The following is a 19,079-nucleotide window of genomic DNA, read 5'->3' on the forward strand; positions in this document are numbered from 1 at the left end:
GGAAAACCGCTTTTTTGACTACTACTGCACTATCTGAAGATGTGTCTTAGGCGTAAGGAATATTTAATGCAGATTGATGAAATCCGTGACAAACAGGGTTTGTGGATTGAAGAAATTGATACGGGACTAATTACTATTAATGGAAAGCAATATTCAGAGCCTGTTTGTATTACAGATATTGAAGTATTGCCATTAGCTAAAAATAATGCGGCAGAATTAAGTATTGAAGATTTTGCTCTTGCCTTGCAGAAATATCCGGAAGTTATTCTGATTGGTACGGGTAGTCAGCATGTATTTATTCATCCGCGGCTGACCGCTCAGCTGGCAGCCAAAGGAATTGGTGTAGAAAGCATGACTACTGCGGCTGCCTGTCGTACATATATGGTATTGCGCAGTGAAGGCCGTAGTGTTTGGGCTTGGTTGTGGCCGTTAATGGAAAATTAGAGTTTTTTTGGGAATCAGAGTTCTGTATGGATGGATTAGTCGCCAAGTGTGTAGATACGTTTATTATATTGGCTAGATAGTGTTTGTTTAATTAAATGCTTGGCATTATCTTTTGAGTATAAAAATCAGGCTGCCAGCAAAAATGAATGGCAGCCTGTATCTTATTTATATCAGCTATTTATTTTACGATTGTTGTATTCTGGCCTTTGATTATGCTCATACCGGCACTAACGAGGCTGCCAATATCGGCTACATTGGCCGGCATAATCAGTGTATTGTTGGTTTTCGCCAGTTTGGCAAAGGCATCTACATATTGTTCCGCAACTTTAAGATTGACAGCTTCGGTACCGCCAGGTTCTTTTACTGCGGCAGCAACCTGACGAATGGCCTCAGCGGTAGCCTGAGCCACCAAACGCAGGGCTTCAGCTTCACCTTCTGCACGATTGATTTGAGCGACTTTGGCGCCCTGAGATTCATTGATTGAAGCTTGTGCTTCACCTTGAGATTTCTGAATTTCGGCTTCACGCTGACCGGCTGCCAGATTAATCTGCTCTTGCTTGATACCTTCAGATTGGGCAATACGGGCACGCTTTTCTCGTTCAGCGGTAATTTGTGCCTGCATTGAACGTAAAATTTCCTGTGGTGGTACTAAATCTTTGATTTCATATCGTAATACTTTTACGCCCCATGATACGGCTGCTTCATCCAGAGAGGCTACCACTGTACGATTGATGTCGTCACGTTCTTCAAATGTTTTGTCCAGCTCCATTCGGCCGATAACTGAGCGCAATGTGGTTTGTGCCAGCTGGGTAATGGCTACAACAAAGTTGCTGGAACCATAGGAGGCAAGTTTAGGGTCTGTTACCTGAAAATAGATGATGCCGTCTACTGTAAGCTGGGTATTATCCCGAGTGATACATACTTGGCTGGGTACGTCCAGCGGGATTTCTTTCAGTGTATGTTTATAAGCTACTCGGTCAATTATCGGAATAATAAAATTCAGACCTGCTTCAAGCGTGGCATGATAGCGTCCCAGACGTTCGACAATGTAAACCTCTTGTTGTGGCACAACTTTAAATGCCATGCAAATAAAAACGACTATGGCAGCAAGGAAGATGAAGGTCAGAATCATGATTATTCCTGATGGTTGATAGATGCAGATAGAGTGAGATTTAAAATATTTCCGTTATGACTGATGATATGAGCAGTGTCACCGGCTTTGGCATGGGTAGGCTGAGTAAAACGTGCCTGCCAAATGGTGCCGCGGTATTGTACTTGCCACAAGCCATCGGTAAGTGGTTTGGACAGGATTACAATCTGGCCATAGTCAGGACTGTCACTTGCTTTGGCTTTGTTTTCACGCGGATGCTTCTTTTGCCATACACGTACAATAATGATACCGATAAGTGAAAAAAACGTGGCTAAAATTGCGTTGGTATTGTTACTGGTGTGTAGCAGCCATTCAGCTAAACCAGCGCTTAAGAATGAAGCACTGATGACAAGTAAATAAAATGTACCGCTAAACATTTCAAGTACAAACAGTACTAGGGCAAGAATGCACCATATCATTAAAATCTCCTTTTTTTGTATTGGTTTTTTAGGGAATTGTTAATTATTCATGAGCTGCATATACCCGTTGCCGGCGCGTTTCACTTAAAACGATTCCGGTGCTGACAGAGACATTGAGGCTTTCAACCGTACCAAACATGGGGATAGAGACGAGTGTATCACACAAGTCACGCGTTAAGCGGCGCATGCCGCTGCCTTCTGCACCCATTACCCAAGCTACTGCTTGTGGTGCATTAAAATGATATAAATCATCATTGCCATCCATGGCTGTTCCAACAATCCAGATGCCGCGCTGTTTCAAGTCACGGATGGTACGCGCTAAGTTGGTTACGGTAATGTAAGGTACTGTTTCTGCTGCTCCGCAAGCTACTTTGCTAACGGTGGCATTGAGGCCGGCACTTTTGTCTTTGGGAGCGATGACAGCGTGCACGCCCATTACATCGGCTACGCGCAAGCAGGCACCTAGATTATGCGGATCGGTAATGCCATCCAGAATCAGCAATAAAGGTGGTTCATTCAGATTATCTAGTACGTCTTCTATGTCTATATGTTGTTTGGAGGCATCGATAAAACCAACTACACCTTGATGGCGCGCGTGTTTGCTTAAGGTATCAAGGCGAGCATTATCAACGCCGATAATGCGTACATTTTCTGCTTCAGCTTTATTTATGACGTCACGCATACGGGCATCATGTTTTCCTTCGAGTACATAAAGTTCGATAATGCTACTAGGGTTTTGCCATAGACGTGCATTAACTGCGTGAAACCCGATGATGAGACGCTGATTAGACATAGATATTACTTCAATATGTAAAGTGGACAATTATAGCGGAAAACGTAGTATCAATCTGATTGTACCTGATAAATATAATATTTAATATGTTAATGTAATTTGATTTTATCTGGCTATGTTTGGTTTGCTTTGATAAAAGTGTGCTAGTTTTGGTATGTATAAAAGATGCAAGAAATTATATGATTTTGTAAAAATTGTAATTACAAATTATTATTGTGATTCAATGGGTTGTGATGGCGTTAAAGTGTGTCATTCTGTTTGCAATATTGAAGCATTAAACTGTCTGTTGTGGCATCTGGATAATCAAAACTAAATGGCATAGCCAATTTTTGTTTGATGAATAACCTTAATCACCGTAAGGAGTATCTATGGAATACTATTTGTGGGTGTTGGCAAAGTTTGTTTCTGGCTTTCTGATTGTTATTCTTCATCTGAATTTTACTGGTAAAACTCAATTAAATCAGATGACTCCGGTGGATTTTATTGGGAACTTTGTCCTCGGCGGTATTATCGGCGGGGTAATTTATAATCAGGATATTCCATTTTATCAATATATTATTGTGTTGTTGATGGGTGTGGTGCTGATTTCAATTTTAAATTGGTCGTGTAAGCATATTTCATTTTTAAGAATGTTTGCTATTGGTGAGCCGATTCCGATTATGAAAGATGGACGCTTTCTGATGGATAATATTTTAGATAAAAGAAATAAAGTTGATATTCTGAATATTGCTTCTATATTGCATGCACAGGGTGTGACTTCTTTTCAGGAAGTGAATTATGCCCAGATTGAACCTAGAGGTGATCTGACTGTTTTGACCGATAAAGGAAAATATCCTTCATTGATTTTATTTAAGGACGGAGAGTTTCGCAAATCCGAACTAAAGAGAATTCATGAGGAAGAGGAATGGCTGAAACAAAAAATTCAGCAGGAGCATCTGGCAGAAGACGATATCTTTATGGTTGAGTTTTGGAATGGACAGCTGAATTATATTTTAAAGACTGGTGAAGTGAAAAAGGAAAAACAGGAGAGATAGTTGAATTACATGGTAATGCTGGAGAAATGCACAGAAGAGGTTACAATAGCATTTTGATTAAAGTTTTTTATTGCTGTGCAGCCATTAGAATATTGTTATCAGAAGATAAGCCATGGCAGAAATGTCATGGCTTTTCGTTTTCCTTTTCTTTCTCGTAGTCAGCGTCAGGCACTGATCGTACTTTATGCTTTGCAGCAGGAGTTGCAGGATGTGGTACAGGATTGTTCGCAAGCTGATCTGGCTCTGACTACACTCAGCTGGTGGGAGAAGCAGATAAGCGGTTTGTTTGCAGCAACAGATAAACCCGAACATCCACTGATGCAGGCGCTGCTACCTCTGATTAGATTATATTGTCTGCCACAGTTGGAATTACTGGCACTGATAGATGCTTATCGTACTGAGTTAACTCAGGCGAGATTTCAGAATATGGCTCAGTTGCGCGGATATGCAGCGGCAGCTGGTATGGTACAAGGGCGTTTAAGTAGCAGGGTATTAGGATTTTCTGTTCCCCAAACATTGGATTTTGCCGGCAAGGTAGGTGAAACAGTTATATTAGTAAGGTTGTTTTCCAGAATTGGAGCGGATGCACGACAAGGAAAATTGTATATTCCAGTAGAAACATTACAGGCTTTTAATGTTCCGGCGCATCTGGTAATAAACAGACAAGGAGGGGCGGAGTTTAAAACTTTACTGAATATGTCGATGGCTGAGCTGCAACAGCAGATAAAATCGGTTGTTGCCATGCTGCCATCGGTAGATCGGCGCCGTCAGCGTGGCAGTCTGGCTGTGCTTGCAACAGTAGCAGCTTTGCTGGAAGAGATTAGGCTGGATGGAGTAGAAAATATAATGAATTATCAATTAATTGTTCCACGTGCACGCCAGCAGCGACTGGCATGGAAAACATGGTTGTTTGGCTTCAAACCCGTAAGCTAAGTTGTTTGAATAGTTATCATGGCGGCAGGTTTAGAAAAGTGAGAAATGGCACAAATTGCTATCATTAAGCATATTTTATTTTATTTAATCTTATTATTGATATTTTATTGCTTAAATAAATTAAATTGTGAATTTTTATTTCAGTATAAAATAGTTTGCTTTGGTAATTTCGATACGCAATCAGACTGGATTTTTGTATAATTTATGCCATCATCTGCTTCATTAAGTGGGTGATGGCAATTTTATTGCGGAAAGTTTTTGAATAACCCTGTGCTGAGGAAATTACTATGCTCAGAGCAAAACAAACCTTAATGATTCTGGGCTTCACTGCTGCCTGTCTGCTTACAGCCTGTTCGCCTTCTGGTCAGAGTGAAAAAGCCGGTACTGATAATCATGGTATGAAAAGGGTAGCCATTACGGCAATTGTTGAACACCCGGCGCTAGATGCGGTGCGTCAGGGGGTGATAGATGAATTGCGTGCTGAAGGTTATGAACAGGGTAAGAATTTAAAGCTTGATTTTCAGAGTGCGCAGGGTAATACAGCTACTGCAGGCCAGATTGCGAAAAAATTTGCTGGCAGCAATCCTGATGCAATAGTGGCGATCGGAACCCCTAGTGCGCAGTCCATGGTGGCCGCAACACGTAATATACCGGTGGTATTTGCTGCCGTGACCGACCCTGTGGCTGCTAAGCTGGTACCTAGCTGGGAGCCAAGCAAGACCAATGTTACCGGTGTATCTGATGAGCTACCTTTGCAGCCACAGATTGCTTTGATGAAGCAGGTTGTGCCAAATCTGAAAACGGTAGGATATGTATACAGTCCGGGAGAAGTGAATTCCACTGTGGTACTGGGTCAGCTGCAATCTTTATTGGCTAAAGATGGTATTAATGTAGCTGCTGCACCAGCACAGCGCACCACTGATGTACCTATGGCGACTAAAAGCCTGCAAGGCAAGGCCAATCTGATTTACACTTCGCTGGACAATAATGTGGTTTCAGCTTATGAATCCATGTATAAGGTTGCAAAAGATATGAAAATGCCGCTGGTGGCTTCGGATACTGGTTCGGTTAAACGAGGTGCAGCAGTAGCATTAGGCGTGAATTACCATGAGCTGGGTATGGCTACAGGCAAAATTGTCGGTCGAATCCTGAAAGGCGAAAAAGCGGGCAATATTGCTCCACAGCGTATGTCGGCGGAACAGCTGGATTTGATGGTAAGTAAATCCCATGCTGTTGAACAGGGAATTACTTTACCGCCGCAGTTGCTTAAAGATGCTAAAATAATTGATTAGAATTACCAGTCTGAGGGCTGAAAACCGTGACATCGGCAGGCTGCCATAAGCTTTGCCGATGTTGTTTTTATTTCCAACTATAATGAAACATTTGTTTATATGTCTTCTATAGCTTTATTTGGTGCTTTAGAAAGTGGGCTGATCTATGCCCTTGTTGCTTTGGGTGTACTGATATCATTTCGTATTCTGGATTTTCCGGATTTGACAGCAGATGGCAGCTTTCCGCTTGGTGGTGCTGTGTTTGCTGTATGCGTCACTCATGGAATGAATCCTTGGCTGGCTACCGCGCTTGCTGGGGCAGCTGGTGCCTGTGCAGGCCTGATAACAGCATGGCTGCATGTATCACTAAAAATCATGCAACTTTTGGCCAGTATTCTGGTGATGGTAGCCTTATATTCCGTAAATCTGCGTATTATGGGTGCACCGAATTTGCCATTGCTCGATCAGCCTAGCGTGTTTACACCGTTTTTTAATGCTGACGACAGTAATCAGTACTGGGTGCAGCCGCTGGTTATTTTTGGCTTTGTATTGGTTGCTAAGTTTTTTCTGGACTGGTTTTTTGCCACCGAAATCGGTTTGTCCATGCGTGCGACCGGTGTGAATGCACGTATGGCTCGTGCGCAGGGTGTCAATACTTCGCGTATTTTATTGCTTGGCATGGCACTTTCTAATGCTTTTATTGCTTTGGGTGGCGCGCTGTTTGTGCAGACACAGGGCGGAGCTGATATTTCAATTGGTATCGGTACCATTGTGGTTGGTTTGGCTGCGGTGATTATTGGTGAAACGTTAATTCCCGCCAAACGTTTTATTGTGATTACGCTGGCGGTGATTGTGGGGGCTGTGCTTTATCGAGCCTTTATTGCATTAGCATTGGGTAGTGATACACTGCAACACATTGGCTTCGGTCCGCAGGATTTGAATCTGATAACGGCTATTCTGGTGGTTTTGGCACTGCGCCTACCGGTGATTAAACGTTATTTTAAAAGGAAACTAAAATCATGATGCGCGCAGATGATTTACGCCTGACATTCAATGCGGGGACTCCGATAGAAAATCCTGCCTTGCGTGGCATGAGCCTGAATATTGCTGAAGGTGAGTTTGTCACTGTAATCGGCAGTAACGGTGCTGGTAAATCTACTTTTCTTAATGCTATCAGTGGCGATATTCAGGTAGATTCCGGCACAATCACTATTAATAATAAAAATGTTACCAATGAGCCTGCCTATAAACGTGCACCGCTGGTGGCAAGGGTGTTTCAAGACCCGTTGGCTGGTACCTGTGAGGCGCTGACGATAGAAGAAAATATGGCTCTGGCACTGAAACGGGGAAGCTGCCGTGGTTTGCGCTCAGCAATTAAGGGGCAATATCGCGAATTATTTCGCGAAAAATTGGCTATGCTTAATTTAGGGTTGGAAAATCGGCTCAGTGATCGCATCGGTTTGCTTTCCGGCGGACAGCGTCAGGCAGTCAGTCTGCTGATGGCTTCTTTACAGAGCTCAAAAATTTTGTTGCTGGATGAGCATACTGCTGCACTAGACCCAAAAACTGCAGCCTTTGTACTTGAGCTGACAGATCGTATCGTGCGTGAAAACAAATTAACGGCAATGATGGTAACTCATTCTATGCAGCAGGCTTTGGATCATGGTACCCGTACTGTTATGCTACATCAGGGGCGGGTAGTGCTGGATGTGGACGGCGAAAAGCGCGCTGGCATGGGTGTGACTGATTTATTACAAATGTTCGAGCATACACAAGGTGAGAAAGTCACCGATGATGCGTTATTGCTGAGTTGAATTTTGTGCTGAGAATACAGGCTGCTAAGATGGGTTTTGGCAGCCTTTTTTGTTTGATTGGATAAAATATTATGTCGGTACCGGATTTGATTGTGCTGAATAAGCCCTATGGAGTGATTTGCCAATTCAGTGCTCATGAAAAATATCCTACTTTAAAGCAATATGTGCCAGTACCGGATGTTTATCCTGCCGGCAGGCTGGACACGGATAGTGAAGGGTTACTTTTGCTCACTGCAAACGGGCGCTTGCAGGCCAAAATTGCACAACCGAAATACAAGCTGATAAAAACGTATTGGGCACAAGTTGAAGGTAAACCAGATAAGCAGGCTTTGCAGCACTTATCACGTGGAGTAAATCTTGGTGATTTTGTGACTGCTCCGGCTCAAGTGCGTGTACTAGATGCAGCAGAAATCAAACATCTGTGGCCACGAGTACCACCAATTCGTGAGCGCAAAACAGTAACTGACTTTTGGTTGCAGATTGGCATCAGCGAAGGCAAAAACCGTCAGGTACGTCGCATGTGTGCCAAAGTGGGCTGGCCTTGTTTGCGTTTGGTGCGGGTGGGTATCGGCCGTCTGAATGTTTTTTCACTTGATTTGCCTTTAGGACAATGGCAAGCGGTAAGGCCTGAAGATTTATAAGATTTTATGTATTACTGACATAATAAACCCTCAGAACAAATATCTGAGGGTTTGTTTTATTGATATGCAAATTTTAAAGTTTAGAATGCAGGGATGATGGCGCCCTGATATTTTTCTTCAATAAATTTTTTCACTTCAGGGGAAGTCATGGCCTGTTTTAGCTTCTGAATTTCTTCGCGATTTTCATCACCTGTGCGTACAACCAGAATGTTTGCATAGGGAGAATCTTTTTCTTCGATAAACAGCGCATCCTTAGTGGGTACTAGTTTGGCTTCCATGGCAAAATTCGTATTAATCACAGACAGGGTGGCGTCATTCAGAGTACGGGGCAATTGTGGCGCATCCATGGGGGTGATTTTCAGATGTTTCGGATTGTCGACAATATCACGTACGGTGGCGCTGATACCTGCATCAGCTTTCAGTTTGATTAAACCTGCTTTCTGAAGCAATAGTAAGGCGCGGCCGCCATTGGTGGCATCATTGGGAATGGTTACTAAACCGCCATCCGGAACTTCATTCAAAGATTTTACTTTTTTCGAGTAAATCCCCATGGGTTCTACATGAATATTGGCAATAGCGGTTAACTGCATTTTGTGTTTTTCAACAAAATCATCCAAATAGGGTTTGTGCTGGGTAAAGTTGGCATCTACATCTTTTTCTGCCAGAGCAATATTGGGGCGGACGTAATCCGTCATTTGCACTATCTGTAAATCAATACCTTCTTTTTGCAGTAGCGGTTTGGCAACTTGTAGAATTTCTGCATGAGGTACGGGCGATGCGGCTACTTTCAAAACTTTTTCTTTAGCAGGAGCCGGAGCGCTACTGGTGCTGGCTGCTGGTTCAGCTTCGTTTTTCTGGCCGCATGCAGTCAAAACTGTACTGATAGCGGCTACGGATAATAATGCAAATAACAATTTTTTCATATTTAACCTTAATGAAGATACACAATAAAATGCAGAGCTTTACCTTAACATAAAATGCTTATATCTGGTGGTTTTTACACATAGTAAAGCCATAAGCAGTTATTATGGTTGTTCCAGAATGTATTGGTCTGATAATTTGGGTATTTATTTATTTTTCAGCATGGGTTTAAGATATTTGCCGGTGTAGCTTTTGCTATTGGCCGCTACTTCTTCTGGTGTGCCTTCTGCAATTATTGTACCGCCGCCATCACCACCCTCAGGGCCAAGATCAACAATATAGTCGGCAGTTTTAATCACATCTAGATTATGCTCAATAATTACTATGCTATTGCCTTTGCCTTTTAAGCGCTGGATTACATCCAGCAGCAAGGCAATATCGGCAAAGTGCAAACCTGTGGTTGGCTCATCTAGAATATACAGTGTTCTGCCGGTATCGCGTTTAGACAGCTCCAGTGCCAGTTTAACACGTTGTGCTTCGCCACCGGAGAGCGTGGTAGCAGATTGCCCCAGGCGTACGTAGCCTAACCCCACATCCAATAGCGTTTGTAATTTACGTTTGACCGTTGGTACAGCATCAAAAAAAGTACATGCTTCTTCTACCGTCATTTCTAAAATTTCACTGATATTTTTGCCTTTATACTGTATTTCAAGTGTTTCACGGTTGTACCGTTTGCCATGGCAGACTTCACATGGCACATAGATATCGGGCAGAAAATGCATTTCTACCTTGATGACGCCATCACCCTGACAAGCTTCGCAGCGTCCACCTTTTACATTGAAAGAAAAACGGCCGACGTTATAACCGCGCTCACGAGAAAGGGGTACACCGGCAAACAGCTCACGGATGGGGGTAAAAAGGCCGGTATAGGTAGCGGGATTCGAACGCGGTGTGCGGCCAATAGGGGATTGATCAACGTTGATTACTTTATCTAGATGTTCCAGTCCTTTGATATCATCATAGGGTGCCGGTTCTTCTCTAGCCCGATTTAGTTCCCGAGCGGTGATTTTGGCCAAGGTATCGTTGATCAGAGTAGATTTACCACTGCCTGATACACCGGTGATGCAGGTAATCAAGCCCAGTGGCAAGGTTAGGTTCACATTTTTCAAATTGTTACCGCTAGCACCGCTTAATACCAGCAAACGTTTTTTGTCTATGGGAGTACGCTGCTTAGGTATACTGATAGCTTTTTTACCGCTTAAATACTGGCCTGTTACCGATTCCTTGCAGGCGGCAACTTGTGAGGGTGGCGCAGCAATAATTACATTACCCCCGTGTTCACCGGCACCCGGCCCCATATCAACAACAAAATCAGCTGCACGAATCGCATCTTCGTCATGCTCAACCACGATAACGCTGTTGCCTAAATCACGCAGGTGCTTAAGAGTATCCAGTAAGCGGTCGTTGTCGCGCTGATGTAGACCAATAGAGGGTTCATCTAGCACATACATTACACCTGTGAGGCCGGAACCAATCTGGCTGGCCAAACGAATACGTTGTGCTTCGCCTCCAGACAGTGTTTCGGCACTACGAGCGAGATTGAGGTAATTCAGACCAACATTAATCAAGAACCCAAGGCGTTCATTAATTTCTTTAAGAATTTTTTCGGCAATTTGTTTTTTATTGCCTTCTAAGTTCAAGTTTTGGAAAAAATCAAGTGTAGTAGTCAGTGGCCAGGAATTAATTACCTGCAATGGTTTACCACCTACATATACGTAGCGTGCCTCGGTACGCAGACGTGCACCACCGCAAGCAGGACAGGCACGATGGCTTTGATACTGGGTTAATTCTTCGCGTACAGTAGTGGAGTCAGTTTCACGGTAGCGTCGTTCAAGATTAGGTATAATTCCTTCAAATGGATGGTTGCGAATGTGGGTGCCACGTTCAGATAGATAAGTAAATTCAATCTGTTCTTTACCCGAACCATACAGAATAATATTCTGAATTTTTTCAGTGAGCTGGCTAAATGGTTTATCAATGTCAAAATCATAGTGATGAGCCAGAGACTGAATCATCTGAAAATAGAAAGTATTGCGTTTGTCCCAGCCTTTAATGGCGCCTGCAGCCAGTGATAAATCTGGATGCATTACTACACGTTCAGGGTCGAAATAATCCATACTTCCCAGACCGTCACAGCTCGGGCAGGCGCCTACTGGATTATTGAAACTAAACAGACGTGGCTCAAGTTCCTGTAAGCTGTAGGAACATACAGGACAGGCAAAACGGGCAGAAAACCAATGTTCTTGACCGGAGTCCATTTCAATAGCAAGTGCACGTTCATTACCCAGTCTCAATGCGGTTTCAAAACTTTCAGCCAGCCGCTGTTTGATATCTGAACGTACTTTTACACGGTCGACAACCACATCTATATCATGCTTGATGTTTTTTTGTAGACTGGGTACTTCTTCTATGGCGTAGACTTCGCCATCTACTCGAACTCGTGCGAAGCCCTGAACTTGTAAGTCAGCAAAATAATCGACAAATTCACCTTTGCGTCCGCGCACGGCAGGTGCCAGAATCATTACTCGACTCTCTTCTGGAAGTGCCAAAATATGGTCTACCATCTGCGAAACTGTCTGACTTGAAAGCGGAAGGTTATGTTCTGGACAATATGGTGTGCCGATGCGAGCGTACAGTAAACGCAGATAATCATGAATTTCGGTGACCGTACCCACTGTAGAGCGGGGATTGTGGCTGGTGGCTTTTTGCTCAATAGAAATGGCTGGAGAAAGACCTTCTATCAAATCGACATCTGGTTTTTCCATCATTTGCAGAAACTGGCGTGCATAAGCCGACAGACTCTCTACATAGCGGCGTTGACCTTCTGCATATAATGTATCAAATGCCAGTGAAGATTTGCCGCTACCAGAAAGGCCGGTAATCACGACCAACTGATGGCGAGGTATATCCAGGTCAATATTTTTTAGATTGTGTGTGCGTGCGCCGCGAATATGAATGGTATCGTTATCTGACATAATGCCTTTCCCGAGCAAAAGGAATGGGATGCTGGCTTTAATCAATTTGCTGTTTATTAAAACCATCCGGTATTATACCCATTTTAAAACTTGAATTTAACGCTATCCGGTAAACGTTTTAATGTTTGCGTAAAATAAATCTCTTAAAATCAAGGTGTAATTCTTCGCAGCGCCATAAGTAGAATAGTACCGGTAAATTGCCGAGTGCCACTAGCAGATATAGTATTTTGATACTGTCAGAAAGCCAGATAAGTACAGCACTCAACAGGGCAGCGCAGACCATAAATAAACCGTTGATAATGTTATTGGCTGCTATAGCATGAGCACGGAATGCATCAGTACTGGCCGTTTGCAGCCATGTATACAAAGGCAGTGAAAAGAAACCACCACAAAATCCAATGCCAATAATGCACAACATGATAGAAAAGCTGTGAGAGCGGCTCAAAAATTCATTAATACCGCCTATTGACTGGTGAGGTGTTTGTGTAAACCACACCAGCAGCAAACCAAATATAGTCATTCCCAGTGTGCCGAGCACGATCAGACCAAGGTGCAGTTGATGATGGCTCAGACGAGCGCAGGCAATGGAACCAGATCCTATGCCTAGTGAAAATAGCGTAAGCATCAGATTGAACACAGCCTCATTACCGCCTAGATTCAGACGGGTAAACGTGGGAAGCTGGGTAATATACACTGAGCCAAGCAGCCAAAACCAAGAAATACCGATAATGGCAACCCAAACATTTTTTTGCTGATAAGTCTGTTGGAGAAGCTGTGTGGTGCTGTGCCAGATATTTACATTGATGTATTGCTGTGGAATCTGAGCCGGTACGCGTGGCATGAACATGCTTGAAAGTTGTCCAAGTATGGCAACCAACAATAGAATACCAAACAGCCATGCGGTATTGGTGCCGGCCAGAATGGTGCCGAATATTTGTCCGAACAATATGGAAAGAAATGTACCACTTTCAATCAGGCTGTTGCCATTAAGTAATTCATAACGTGGTAAATATTCCGGCAAGATGGCATATTTCAACGGGCCAAACAAGGTAGAATGGGTACCCATTAGAAACAGACATAGCATTAATAGAGATACTGACTCTAACCAGAAGCCAATTCCAGCTACCAGCATAATGCCAATTTCAGCTGCTTTAATCCAGCGAGCCAATATTGCTTTATCCAGCTTATTACATAATTCACCCGATAAGGCTGAGAACAGAAAATAGGGCAGGATATACAACAACGCACCGGCGTTGAGCATTTGACTGGCTGGCAGCCAAGAATGAGTTCCCAGCCCATAAAAGCTTATTAATACAAATAATGCTGTTTTAAACAGATTATCGTTAAAAGCGCCGAAAAACTGGGTACCAAAGAGTGGCAGAAACCTGCGGGTGCGGGCAAAAGCAAACTGACTGCCAGAAGGCAACATATCAGGTGTAGACATAAATAACCTTGTAAAAGGGTGATCTGAATAATTACAGAGTGCCAGTTAGATCGTATAGCAAAAAATGCTGGCCACAGAGATTCAAGTATTGTTGCTTTAAACGTCCAATAATGTGGTCTTGTGCATCACACAATTGAACGTAATCCGACTGCCGGTACCATTTCAGGCTTTCTTGCTCTGATAATTGCTCCAGCAGCTGCCATTGAGCCGCACAGGCTTGACGGTCTGCTGCATCTGCCTGAGCTTTGACAGCATAATAACCAGTGGCACCATCGGTGTAAGCAGAATCTTCTTCATCAGTCAGCACCAGAAACCCAAGATGATGATTGTCGTTACTGTTAATACTGAAGTAGAGCATAATAAAAATTTTCTTTGAGCATTGAAAAGGACTTATTCTGTTTTTTTTCATGAATCTGGCAGAATTCTAGCAGCTTATAAAAAAATTTGTATGTTAATCTGCATACTTTTCGAAACAAAATATGTATTTGTATTATCAAATTGTCATAAAACTTTCAGGTTGGATTTTTTGCTGTATATATCTGTACCTATAAGTTTTAGTCTATCATTTAGATAAACTAATCTGGTTGTTCAAGTAATTTATGTCCTGTAGTTTCCAGCTCTGAGAGAAAGTTGCGATTATTGGAGTGATTGTTAGATGTAGTCTGAAAGTAGATTGGAACGGAAATAAAGTATTGAAATGTGTTTGTGGTAATGTTAAAAGCATAAATAATGAAATCGATAATCTGCTCAATAGAGGAGGAGATACTGATGAAGGAATTAGTACTCAGCGTTCATAAGCGAGTATAGTTTTTGCATACACAGTGCTACTATCAATACATTATTCCTATATCTAATCAAGCTGATAAAAGATAAAAAAGGATTTATGCAAGTAAGCACAAACCCTTTTTTAGATGATAATTAATAAAGATTACAGATTGGTCAATTTAATTTTCTGGCCCGGACGCAATACCTGCTTGCCATGTACTTTTTGTAATTTGCTTACTGGAATATTCAGCCGTTGGGCAATACTACTGAGTGTATCGCCTTTTTTAACAGTATAGGATACCGGAACAATACTACCTTTGGTTTCTTTACCTTTGCCTACAGCTGCAAGCATACGTTTGTTATCGCTATTAGGACTAATTTTCAGCACTTGTCCTATCTGAAGATTGTGTCCGCGCAAATTGTTAGCGGTGACTAAATCGGCTACATTAATATTATAGCGTTGAGCTATGGAAAATAAAGTATCACCTTTGTTCACTTTGTGAGCAATACTGCTGCGGCTATCGGCCACATTAATGGTATTGCGTGTAGCGCGTTCTGCACGAATTTCTGCAGACCGTGCTGCCTGAGCTTCTTCACGTTCCGCCTGTGCCAGTGTTTTCTGTACTGAAGCGGCTGCTGCTGCCTGTAGTTCGGCGTTCTGGGCAATTTGCATCAATGCATCATTGTTTTCTGCTACAACTGGCGCTACTGAATTGGCGGCAGGCTGAGAAGTGGCAACAGCTACGGTTTGAACTGTCGTATTGTCTGGCAAAGGTTGTGCAGTATTAAGTGCCGTAGTGATAACAGTAGTTGTGCGGGTTAATACTGGTGCCTGCTGATTGTCTGTATTCGCCACCTCGCTAGTCTGAGAAACAGATACCACTGGATGTGTTACAAAGGTGCCGGGGGGCAAAACAGGCTGTGCCATTGCAATATTAAGCAACGGGTCTGTATCTGTATTGCTGAAAGAATCCAGATTCTGATTGCTGAAACTGTTTTTACTGATTAGCAGGCTGCGCCCAGCGGGCACAGTATTGCTGCTCAGATTATTCAAACGTTTGATTTCTGCGCTGCTCATTCCGGTCTGTGCCGCTAAATCAGCTACGCTGGTGGGGGCAAATGCTTTATAAATATTCCAAGACAGCAAGCTGCTTTTATCTGCTTTGCGATAATTACGCTCGAAAGTGTTTACTGCGGTAATCGGCAGCAGCATTTTGCGGTTTTCTTTTGGAATAAATACTGGGCTTTTGAAGCTGGGATTAAGTGTTAAAAACTCAGATGTAGAAATATTGGCCAGTCGCGCAGCAGCATCTATATCAATTGGCTGATCAATGCTGATGGCTTCGAAATATGGGCGGTTAGGCACGGAAACCAAATTAATGCCGAAAGCCTGCGGGTTTTCAATAATATTACGCACAGCCAGTAGTTTGGGTACGTAATTACGTGTTTCATTAGGCATGCGCAGGTTTTCATATGTGGGGTCAATCCCTGCTAGCTGGGCGCGTTTGATGGCCTTGCCCACATTGCCTTCACCCCAGTTATAGGCAGCCAGAGCCAGTGACCAGTCACCAAACAGGCTGTACAGATATTGCAGATAGTTTAATGCGGCATCAGTAGCAGCATAGACATCATGTCGACCATCGTACAGATTAGTTTGTTCCAGACCGTACTGTCGTCCACTATTTGGCATAAATTGCCACAGACCTGATGCGCCCACACGAGACTGGGCCTTACTGACAAAAGCACTTTCAATAAATGGCAGCAATGCTACTTCTGCTGGCATCTGACGTTTTTCGGCTTCATTCACAATGTGATATAAATAGGGCTGACTCCGCAGTATAGTACGGTTGAAATAGTCGCCATGGCTTGAATAATATTGTTCCTGCCGGCGAATAATTTCAGGATTGACTTCTGTCATCCTGAAATCCTGACGCATGCGTCCCCAGATATCACGTGTTGAATACGCTTTCCCTTTTAGGGTGGCTGCATTCAGGTTCATGATTGATAGTCCGATGCCATTACTGGTATAAGATTGGGCAAATGAGATAGTAGGGGCGAGTACTAAGCTAGTGAGTGCTAGTACCATATGCTTCAATTGAGCCATTCGGATAACCGTAAAATTTATGCAAAATCCTATTAATATTAAATAGGAAGTCCTTAACGGTCAAGGATAAATCCCTATTTTTACAGTAATCATGAAGATGTGCTAGATGTTTTTAAATGGCTATGGCATTGATTTAACATAAACACGATGGTGTGGTTAATGAGTTATCCGCAATTGACAGACTGGCTTACACAGCATGCTTTCGGTGCTTATCTGAGTAGCCTTGAACAACAGTTTATTCGGCAGAAATTGGCCGTGTTGCGTTTTGGTACCATTATGCAATGTGGTTTTTCACACTGGCAATTCAAAGAGGTTTTTGCAGCTGAATCCGAATATCTGGTGCAGAACAATCATGCAGACGCCAATGTTGCGGTAGTGGCTGAAAATAATTTTTTACCATGGGCAGAACAAAGTGTAGATACTATTATATGGCCACATGGTCTGGATACGCTTTCCGCTCCGGATGAGACGATAGCTGAAATGGCGCGCATACTGGTACCTGGTGGTCATCTCATTCTGACCGGTCTGAATGTTAAGGGTTACTGGCGTTTATTTTATCAACGTGGCATCTCCGTATCGTTACATTTGTTATCGGCCAGTGCAGCTGTAAAACGTATGCAGCGCTTCGGCCTTTTTTTGGAAGAAGGTCAGTTTATGGGCTATGGTATTCCTGCATGCTATGGAACAAACCATCATACAATAGAGTATATGGGTAATCGATGGTGGCCGCATTTGGCTGCTATATATGGTTTGGTATTGGTCAAGCGGACAATACCTTTAACTTTGACGCCGCAAAATACGAATCTGATACTAAATCCCGTAAGCAATATGGCCATGAAAGGTATAGAATTAGATTGAAATGAAAAGACCTGAATTTATTCAGGTCTTATGTATATCCTGACAGATCTCAGGCAGCTTTGTCTGTATCTGTTTTCAGCTTTTTATCCATCATTTCTTCAAATTCACGCATGCACGCAGATGCAATGGCGAGCATATTATCAATTTCCTTTTTGGAAATAATTAGTGGTGGTGCAGCGACCATGTGGTCACCACAGGCACGGAAAATCAGATTGTTTTTGAAAAAGATATCGCGACACATCAAACCTGTGCTGCCAAAATCGTCAAAAAGTTCTTGTGTTTCACGGTTTTTTACCAGCGTAAAACCACACATCAGTCCTTCACTGCGGATATCAGCTACATATTTGAATTTGCTGAAAGTCTCTTGCCAGCGTTTGCGCAGATAAGGGCCGGTTTTAGTACGTACCTTTTCAATTATGTTTTTTTTATCCAGTATATTGAGGTTTTCGTACGCCACTGCAGCTGCGACGGGATGTCCACTGTAGGTAAAGCCATGGTTGAATTCTCCGCCTGCTAGCAGTCCTTCAGTTACTTTGTCATTAACCAAAACTGCGCCAATCGGCAAGTATCCTGATGACAGACCTTTGGCTGTGGTAAAGATATCCGGTGTAAAACCTAATGTTTCAAATCCAAACCAATTACCGGTACGGCCATAACCACAAATCACCTCGTCGGCTACCAGTAAAATGTTATATTTTTTACAAATCTCCTCTATTCTTGGCCAATAGGTAGTAGGCGGAATAATGACTCCACCAGCTCCCTGAATCGGCTCACCGACGAAAGCTGCGATTTTATCTGCTCCTAAAGCCAGTATTTTTTCTTCCAGCCAGTTGGCAGCACGAATACCAAATTCTTCTTCACTTTCATTGTCATCGGCCAGACCGTAATACCAGGGTTGATCAATATGTACGATGTTGGCAATGGGTAAATCACCTTGCTCATGCATACTTTTCATGCCGCCAAGGCTGGCTCCGCCAAGTGTGGAGCCATGGTAGCCATTCCAGCGCCCGATGATGATTTTTTTATTTGGCTGGCCCACTGACGACCAGTAATGGCGCACCATGCGGATCATGGTATCAATAGATTCAGAACCTGAATTGGTATAGAACACATGATTAAAATTATTTGGAGTGATTTCAACCAGTTTTTCGGATAATCTGATTACGGCCGGATGGGTGGTTTTGAAAAAAGTATTGTAAAACGGCAGCACTTCCATTTGTTTTTCAGCAATTTTGGCCAGTTTTTTCTGGCCGTAGCCAATGTTCACACACCACAAACCGGCCATGCCATCAATGATTTCATTGCCTTCGCTGTCATAAACATAAATTCCCTTTGCCTTTACCATCATGCGTACCCCATGCTTTTTAAGCTGAGCATTATCTGAAAATGGGTGCAGATGATGTTTTACAGCGTGTTTGTTATCGGTTTTTTTTGTCATATCGATGCTCCTTTGAGAAAATAGGTATAACCTGTTTGTCATCCTGCCAGTAAAATTCAAACAGGCATAAAAGGT

Annotated in this window: 17 protein-coding genes; 8 read left to right on the forward strand and 9 right to left on the reverse strand. The window is 42.9% G+C overall.

All coding sequences use genetic code 11. The features are described from left to right. The first annotated feature begins 66 nt into the window (after window positions 1-66). Complete coding sequence (locus tag J3U75_RS01925) at window positions 67-444, forward strand: Mth938-like domain-containing protein (protein WP_100140130.1); 378 nt, start codon at window positions 67-69, stop codon at window positions 442-444. 178 nt (window positions 445-622) lie between these two features. Here the strand turns inward: J3U75_RS01925 and J3U75_RS01930 are convergent, their stop codons facing one another. The 3 genes from J3U75_RS01930 to rlmB are packed head-to-tail and all read right to left on the reverse strand — an operon-like array spanning window position 623 to window position 2,806. Further along, the gene (locus J3U75_RS01930) at window positions 623-1,576 is read right to left on the reverse strand and encodes an SPFH domain-containing protein (RefSeq protein ID WP_100152506.1); all 954 of its coding nucleotides are present in this window, start codon (window positions 1,574-1,576) and stop codon (window positions 623-625) included. A gap of 2 nt (window positions 1,577-1,578) precedes the next feature. After that, the gene (locus J3U75_RS01935) at window positions 1,579-2,013 is read right to left on the reverse strand and encodes an NfeD family protein (protein WP_267390249.1); all 435 of its coding nucleotides are present in this window, start codon (window positions 2,011-2,013) and stop codon (window positions 1,579-1,581) included. Between the two features lie 43 nt (window positions 2,014-2,056). After that, the gene (gene rlmB, locus J3U75_RS01940) at window positions 2,057-2,806 is read right to left on the reverse strand and encodes a 23S rRNA (guanosine(2251)-2'-O)-methyltransferase RlmB (RefSeq protein ID WP_267390250.1); all 750 of its coding nucleotides are present in this window, start codon (window positions 2,804-2,806) and stop codon (window positions 2,057-2,059) included. Between the two features lie 386 nt (window positions 2,807-3,192). Here rlmB and J3U75_RS01945 point away from each other — a divergent pair, with 386 nt between their 5' ends. The 6 genes from J3U75_RS01945 (at window position 3,193) to J3U75_RS01970 (ending at window position 8,499) form a co-directional block, all read left to right on the forward strand. Then, window positions 3,193-3,840, forward strand: coding sequence for a DUF421 domain-containing protein (locus J3U75_RS01945; RefSeq protein ID WP_267390480.1), 648 nt, complete (start codon window positions 3,193-3,195; stop codon window positions 3,838-3,840). A gap of 126 nt (window positions 3,841-3,966) precedes the next feature. Further along, entirely contained in the window at window positions 3,967-4,773 is an 807-nt protein-coding gene (locus J3U75_RS01950) for a squalene/phytoene synthase family protein (RefSeq protein ID WP_267390251.1), read from the forward strand. 287 nt (window positions 4,774-5,060) lie between these two features. Further along, window positions 5,061-6,065, forward strand: coding sequence for an ABC transporter substrate-binding protein (locus J3U75_RS01955; RefSeq protein WP_267390252.1), 1,005 nt, complete (start codon window positions 5,061-5,063; stop codon window positions 6,063-6,065). A 99-nt stretch (window positions 6,066-6,164) separates the two neighbouring features. Further along, a complete protein-coding gene (locus J3U75_RS01960; protein ID WP_100140137.1) occupies window positions 6,165-7,067 on the forward strand; it encodes an ABC transporter permease in 903 nt (300 codons plus the stop codon). After that, entirely contained in the window at window positions 7,064-7,858 is a 795-nt protein-coding gene (locus J3U75_RS01965) for an ABC transporter ATP-binding protein (RefSeq protein WP_100140138.1), read from the forward strand. The genes J3U75_RS01960 and J3U75_RS01965 overlap by 4 nt, the downstream gene beginning before the upstream one ends. Before the next feature lie 71 nt (window positions 7,859-7,929). Then, window positions 7,930-8,499 (forward strand): pseudouridine synthase, encoded by a 570-nt coding sequence (locus J3U75_RS01970; protein ID WP_100140243.1) that lies wholly within the window; start codon window positions 7,930-7,932, stop codon window positions 8,497-8,499. Between the two features lie 80 nt (window positions 8,500-8,579). Here J3U75_RS01970 and J3U75_RS01975 read toward each other — a convergent pair whose 3' ends face one another. The 5 genes from J3U75_RS01975 to J3U75_RS01995 form a co-directional block, all read right to left on the reverse strand. Continuing rightward, complete coding sequence (locus J3U75_RS01975; RefSeq protein ID WP_267390253.1) at window positions 8,580-9,422, reverse strand: MetQ/NlpA family ABC transporter substrate-binding protein; 843 nt, start codon at window positions 9,420-9,422, stop codon at window positions 8,580-8,582. A 144-nt stretch (window positions 9,423-9,566) separates the two neighbouring features. Further along, window positions 9,567-12,395: an excinuclease ABC subunit UvrA gene (gene uvrA, locus J3U75_RS01980; RefSeq protein ID WP_267390254.1), complete on the reverse strand. Its 2,829-nt coding sequence runs from the start codon at window positions 12,393-12,395 to the stop codon at window positions 9,567-9,569. Between the two features lie 118 nt (window positions 12,396-12,513). Then, window positions 12,514-13,839: an MFS transporter gene (locus J3U75_RS01985; protein ID WP_267390255.1), complete on the reverse strand. Its 1,326-nt coding sequence runs from the start codon at window positions 13,837-13,839 to the stop codon at window positions 12,514-12,516. Window positions 13,840-13,870: 31 nt separating this feature from the next. After that, on the reverse strand, window positions 13,871-14,197 hold the full coding sequence (locus J3U75_RS01990) for an HLGFF motif protein (protein ID WP_100140140.1): 327 nt from the start codon (window positions 14,195-14,197) through the stop codon (window positions 13,871-13,873). Window positions 14,198-14,767: 570 nt separating this feature from the next. Continuing rightward, window positions 14,768-16,708, reverse strand: coding sequence for a lytic transglycosylase (locus J3U75_RS01995; protein ID WP_267390256.1), 1,941 nt, complete (start codon window positions 16,706-16,708; stop codon window positions 14,768-14,770). Between the two features lie 159 nt (window positions 16,709-16,867). Between J3U75_RS01995 and J3U75_RS02000 the strand changes: the two genes are divergently transcribed. Beyond that, on the forward strand, window positions 16,868-17,566 hold the full coding sequence (locus J3U75_RS02000; RefSeq protein ID WP_267390257.1) for a class I SAM-dependent methyltransferase: 699 nt from the start codon (window positions 16,868-16,870) through the stop codon (window positions 17,564-17,566). A 49-nt stretch (window positions 17,567-17,615) separates the two neighbouring features. Here J3U75_RS02000 and J3U75_RS02005 read toward each other — a convergent pair whose 3' ends face one another. After that, window positions 17,616-19,004, reverse strand: coding sequence for an aspartate aminotransferase family protein (locus tag J3U75_RS02005; protein WP_267390258.1), 1,389 nt, complete (start codon window positions 19,002-19,004; stop codon window positions 17,616-17,618). Window positions 19,005-19,079 lie beyond the last annotated feature (75 nt).

Origin of the sequence: Snodgrassella sp. B3088 (genome assembly GCF_026535815.1) — a bacterium.
In the GTDB taxonomy this organism is placed as follows: domain Bacteria; phylum Pseudomonadota; class Gammaproteobacteria; order Burkholderiales; family Neisseriaceae; genus Snodgrassella; species Snodgrassella alvi_E.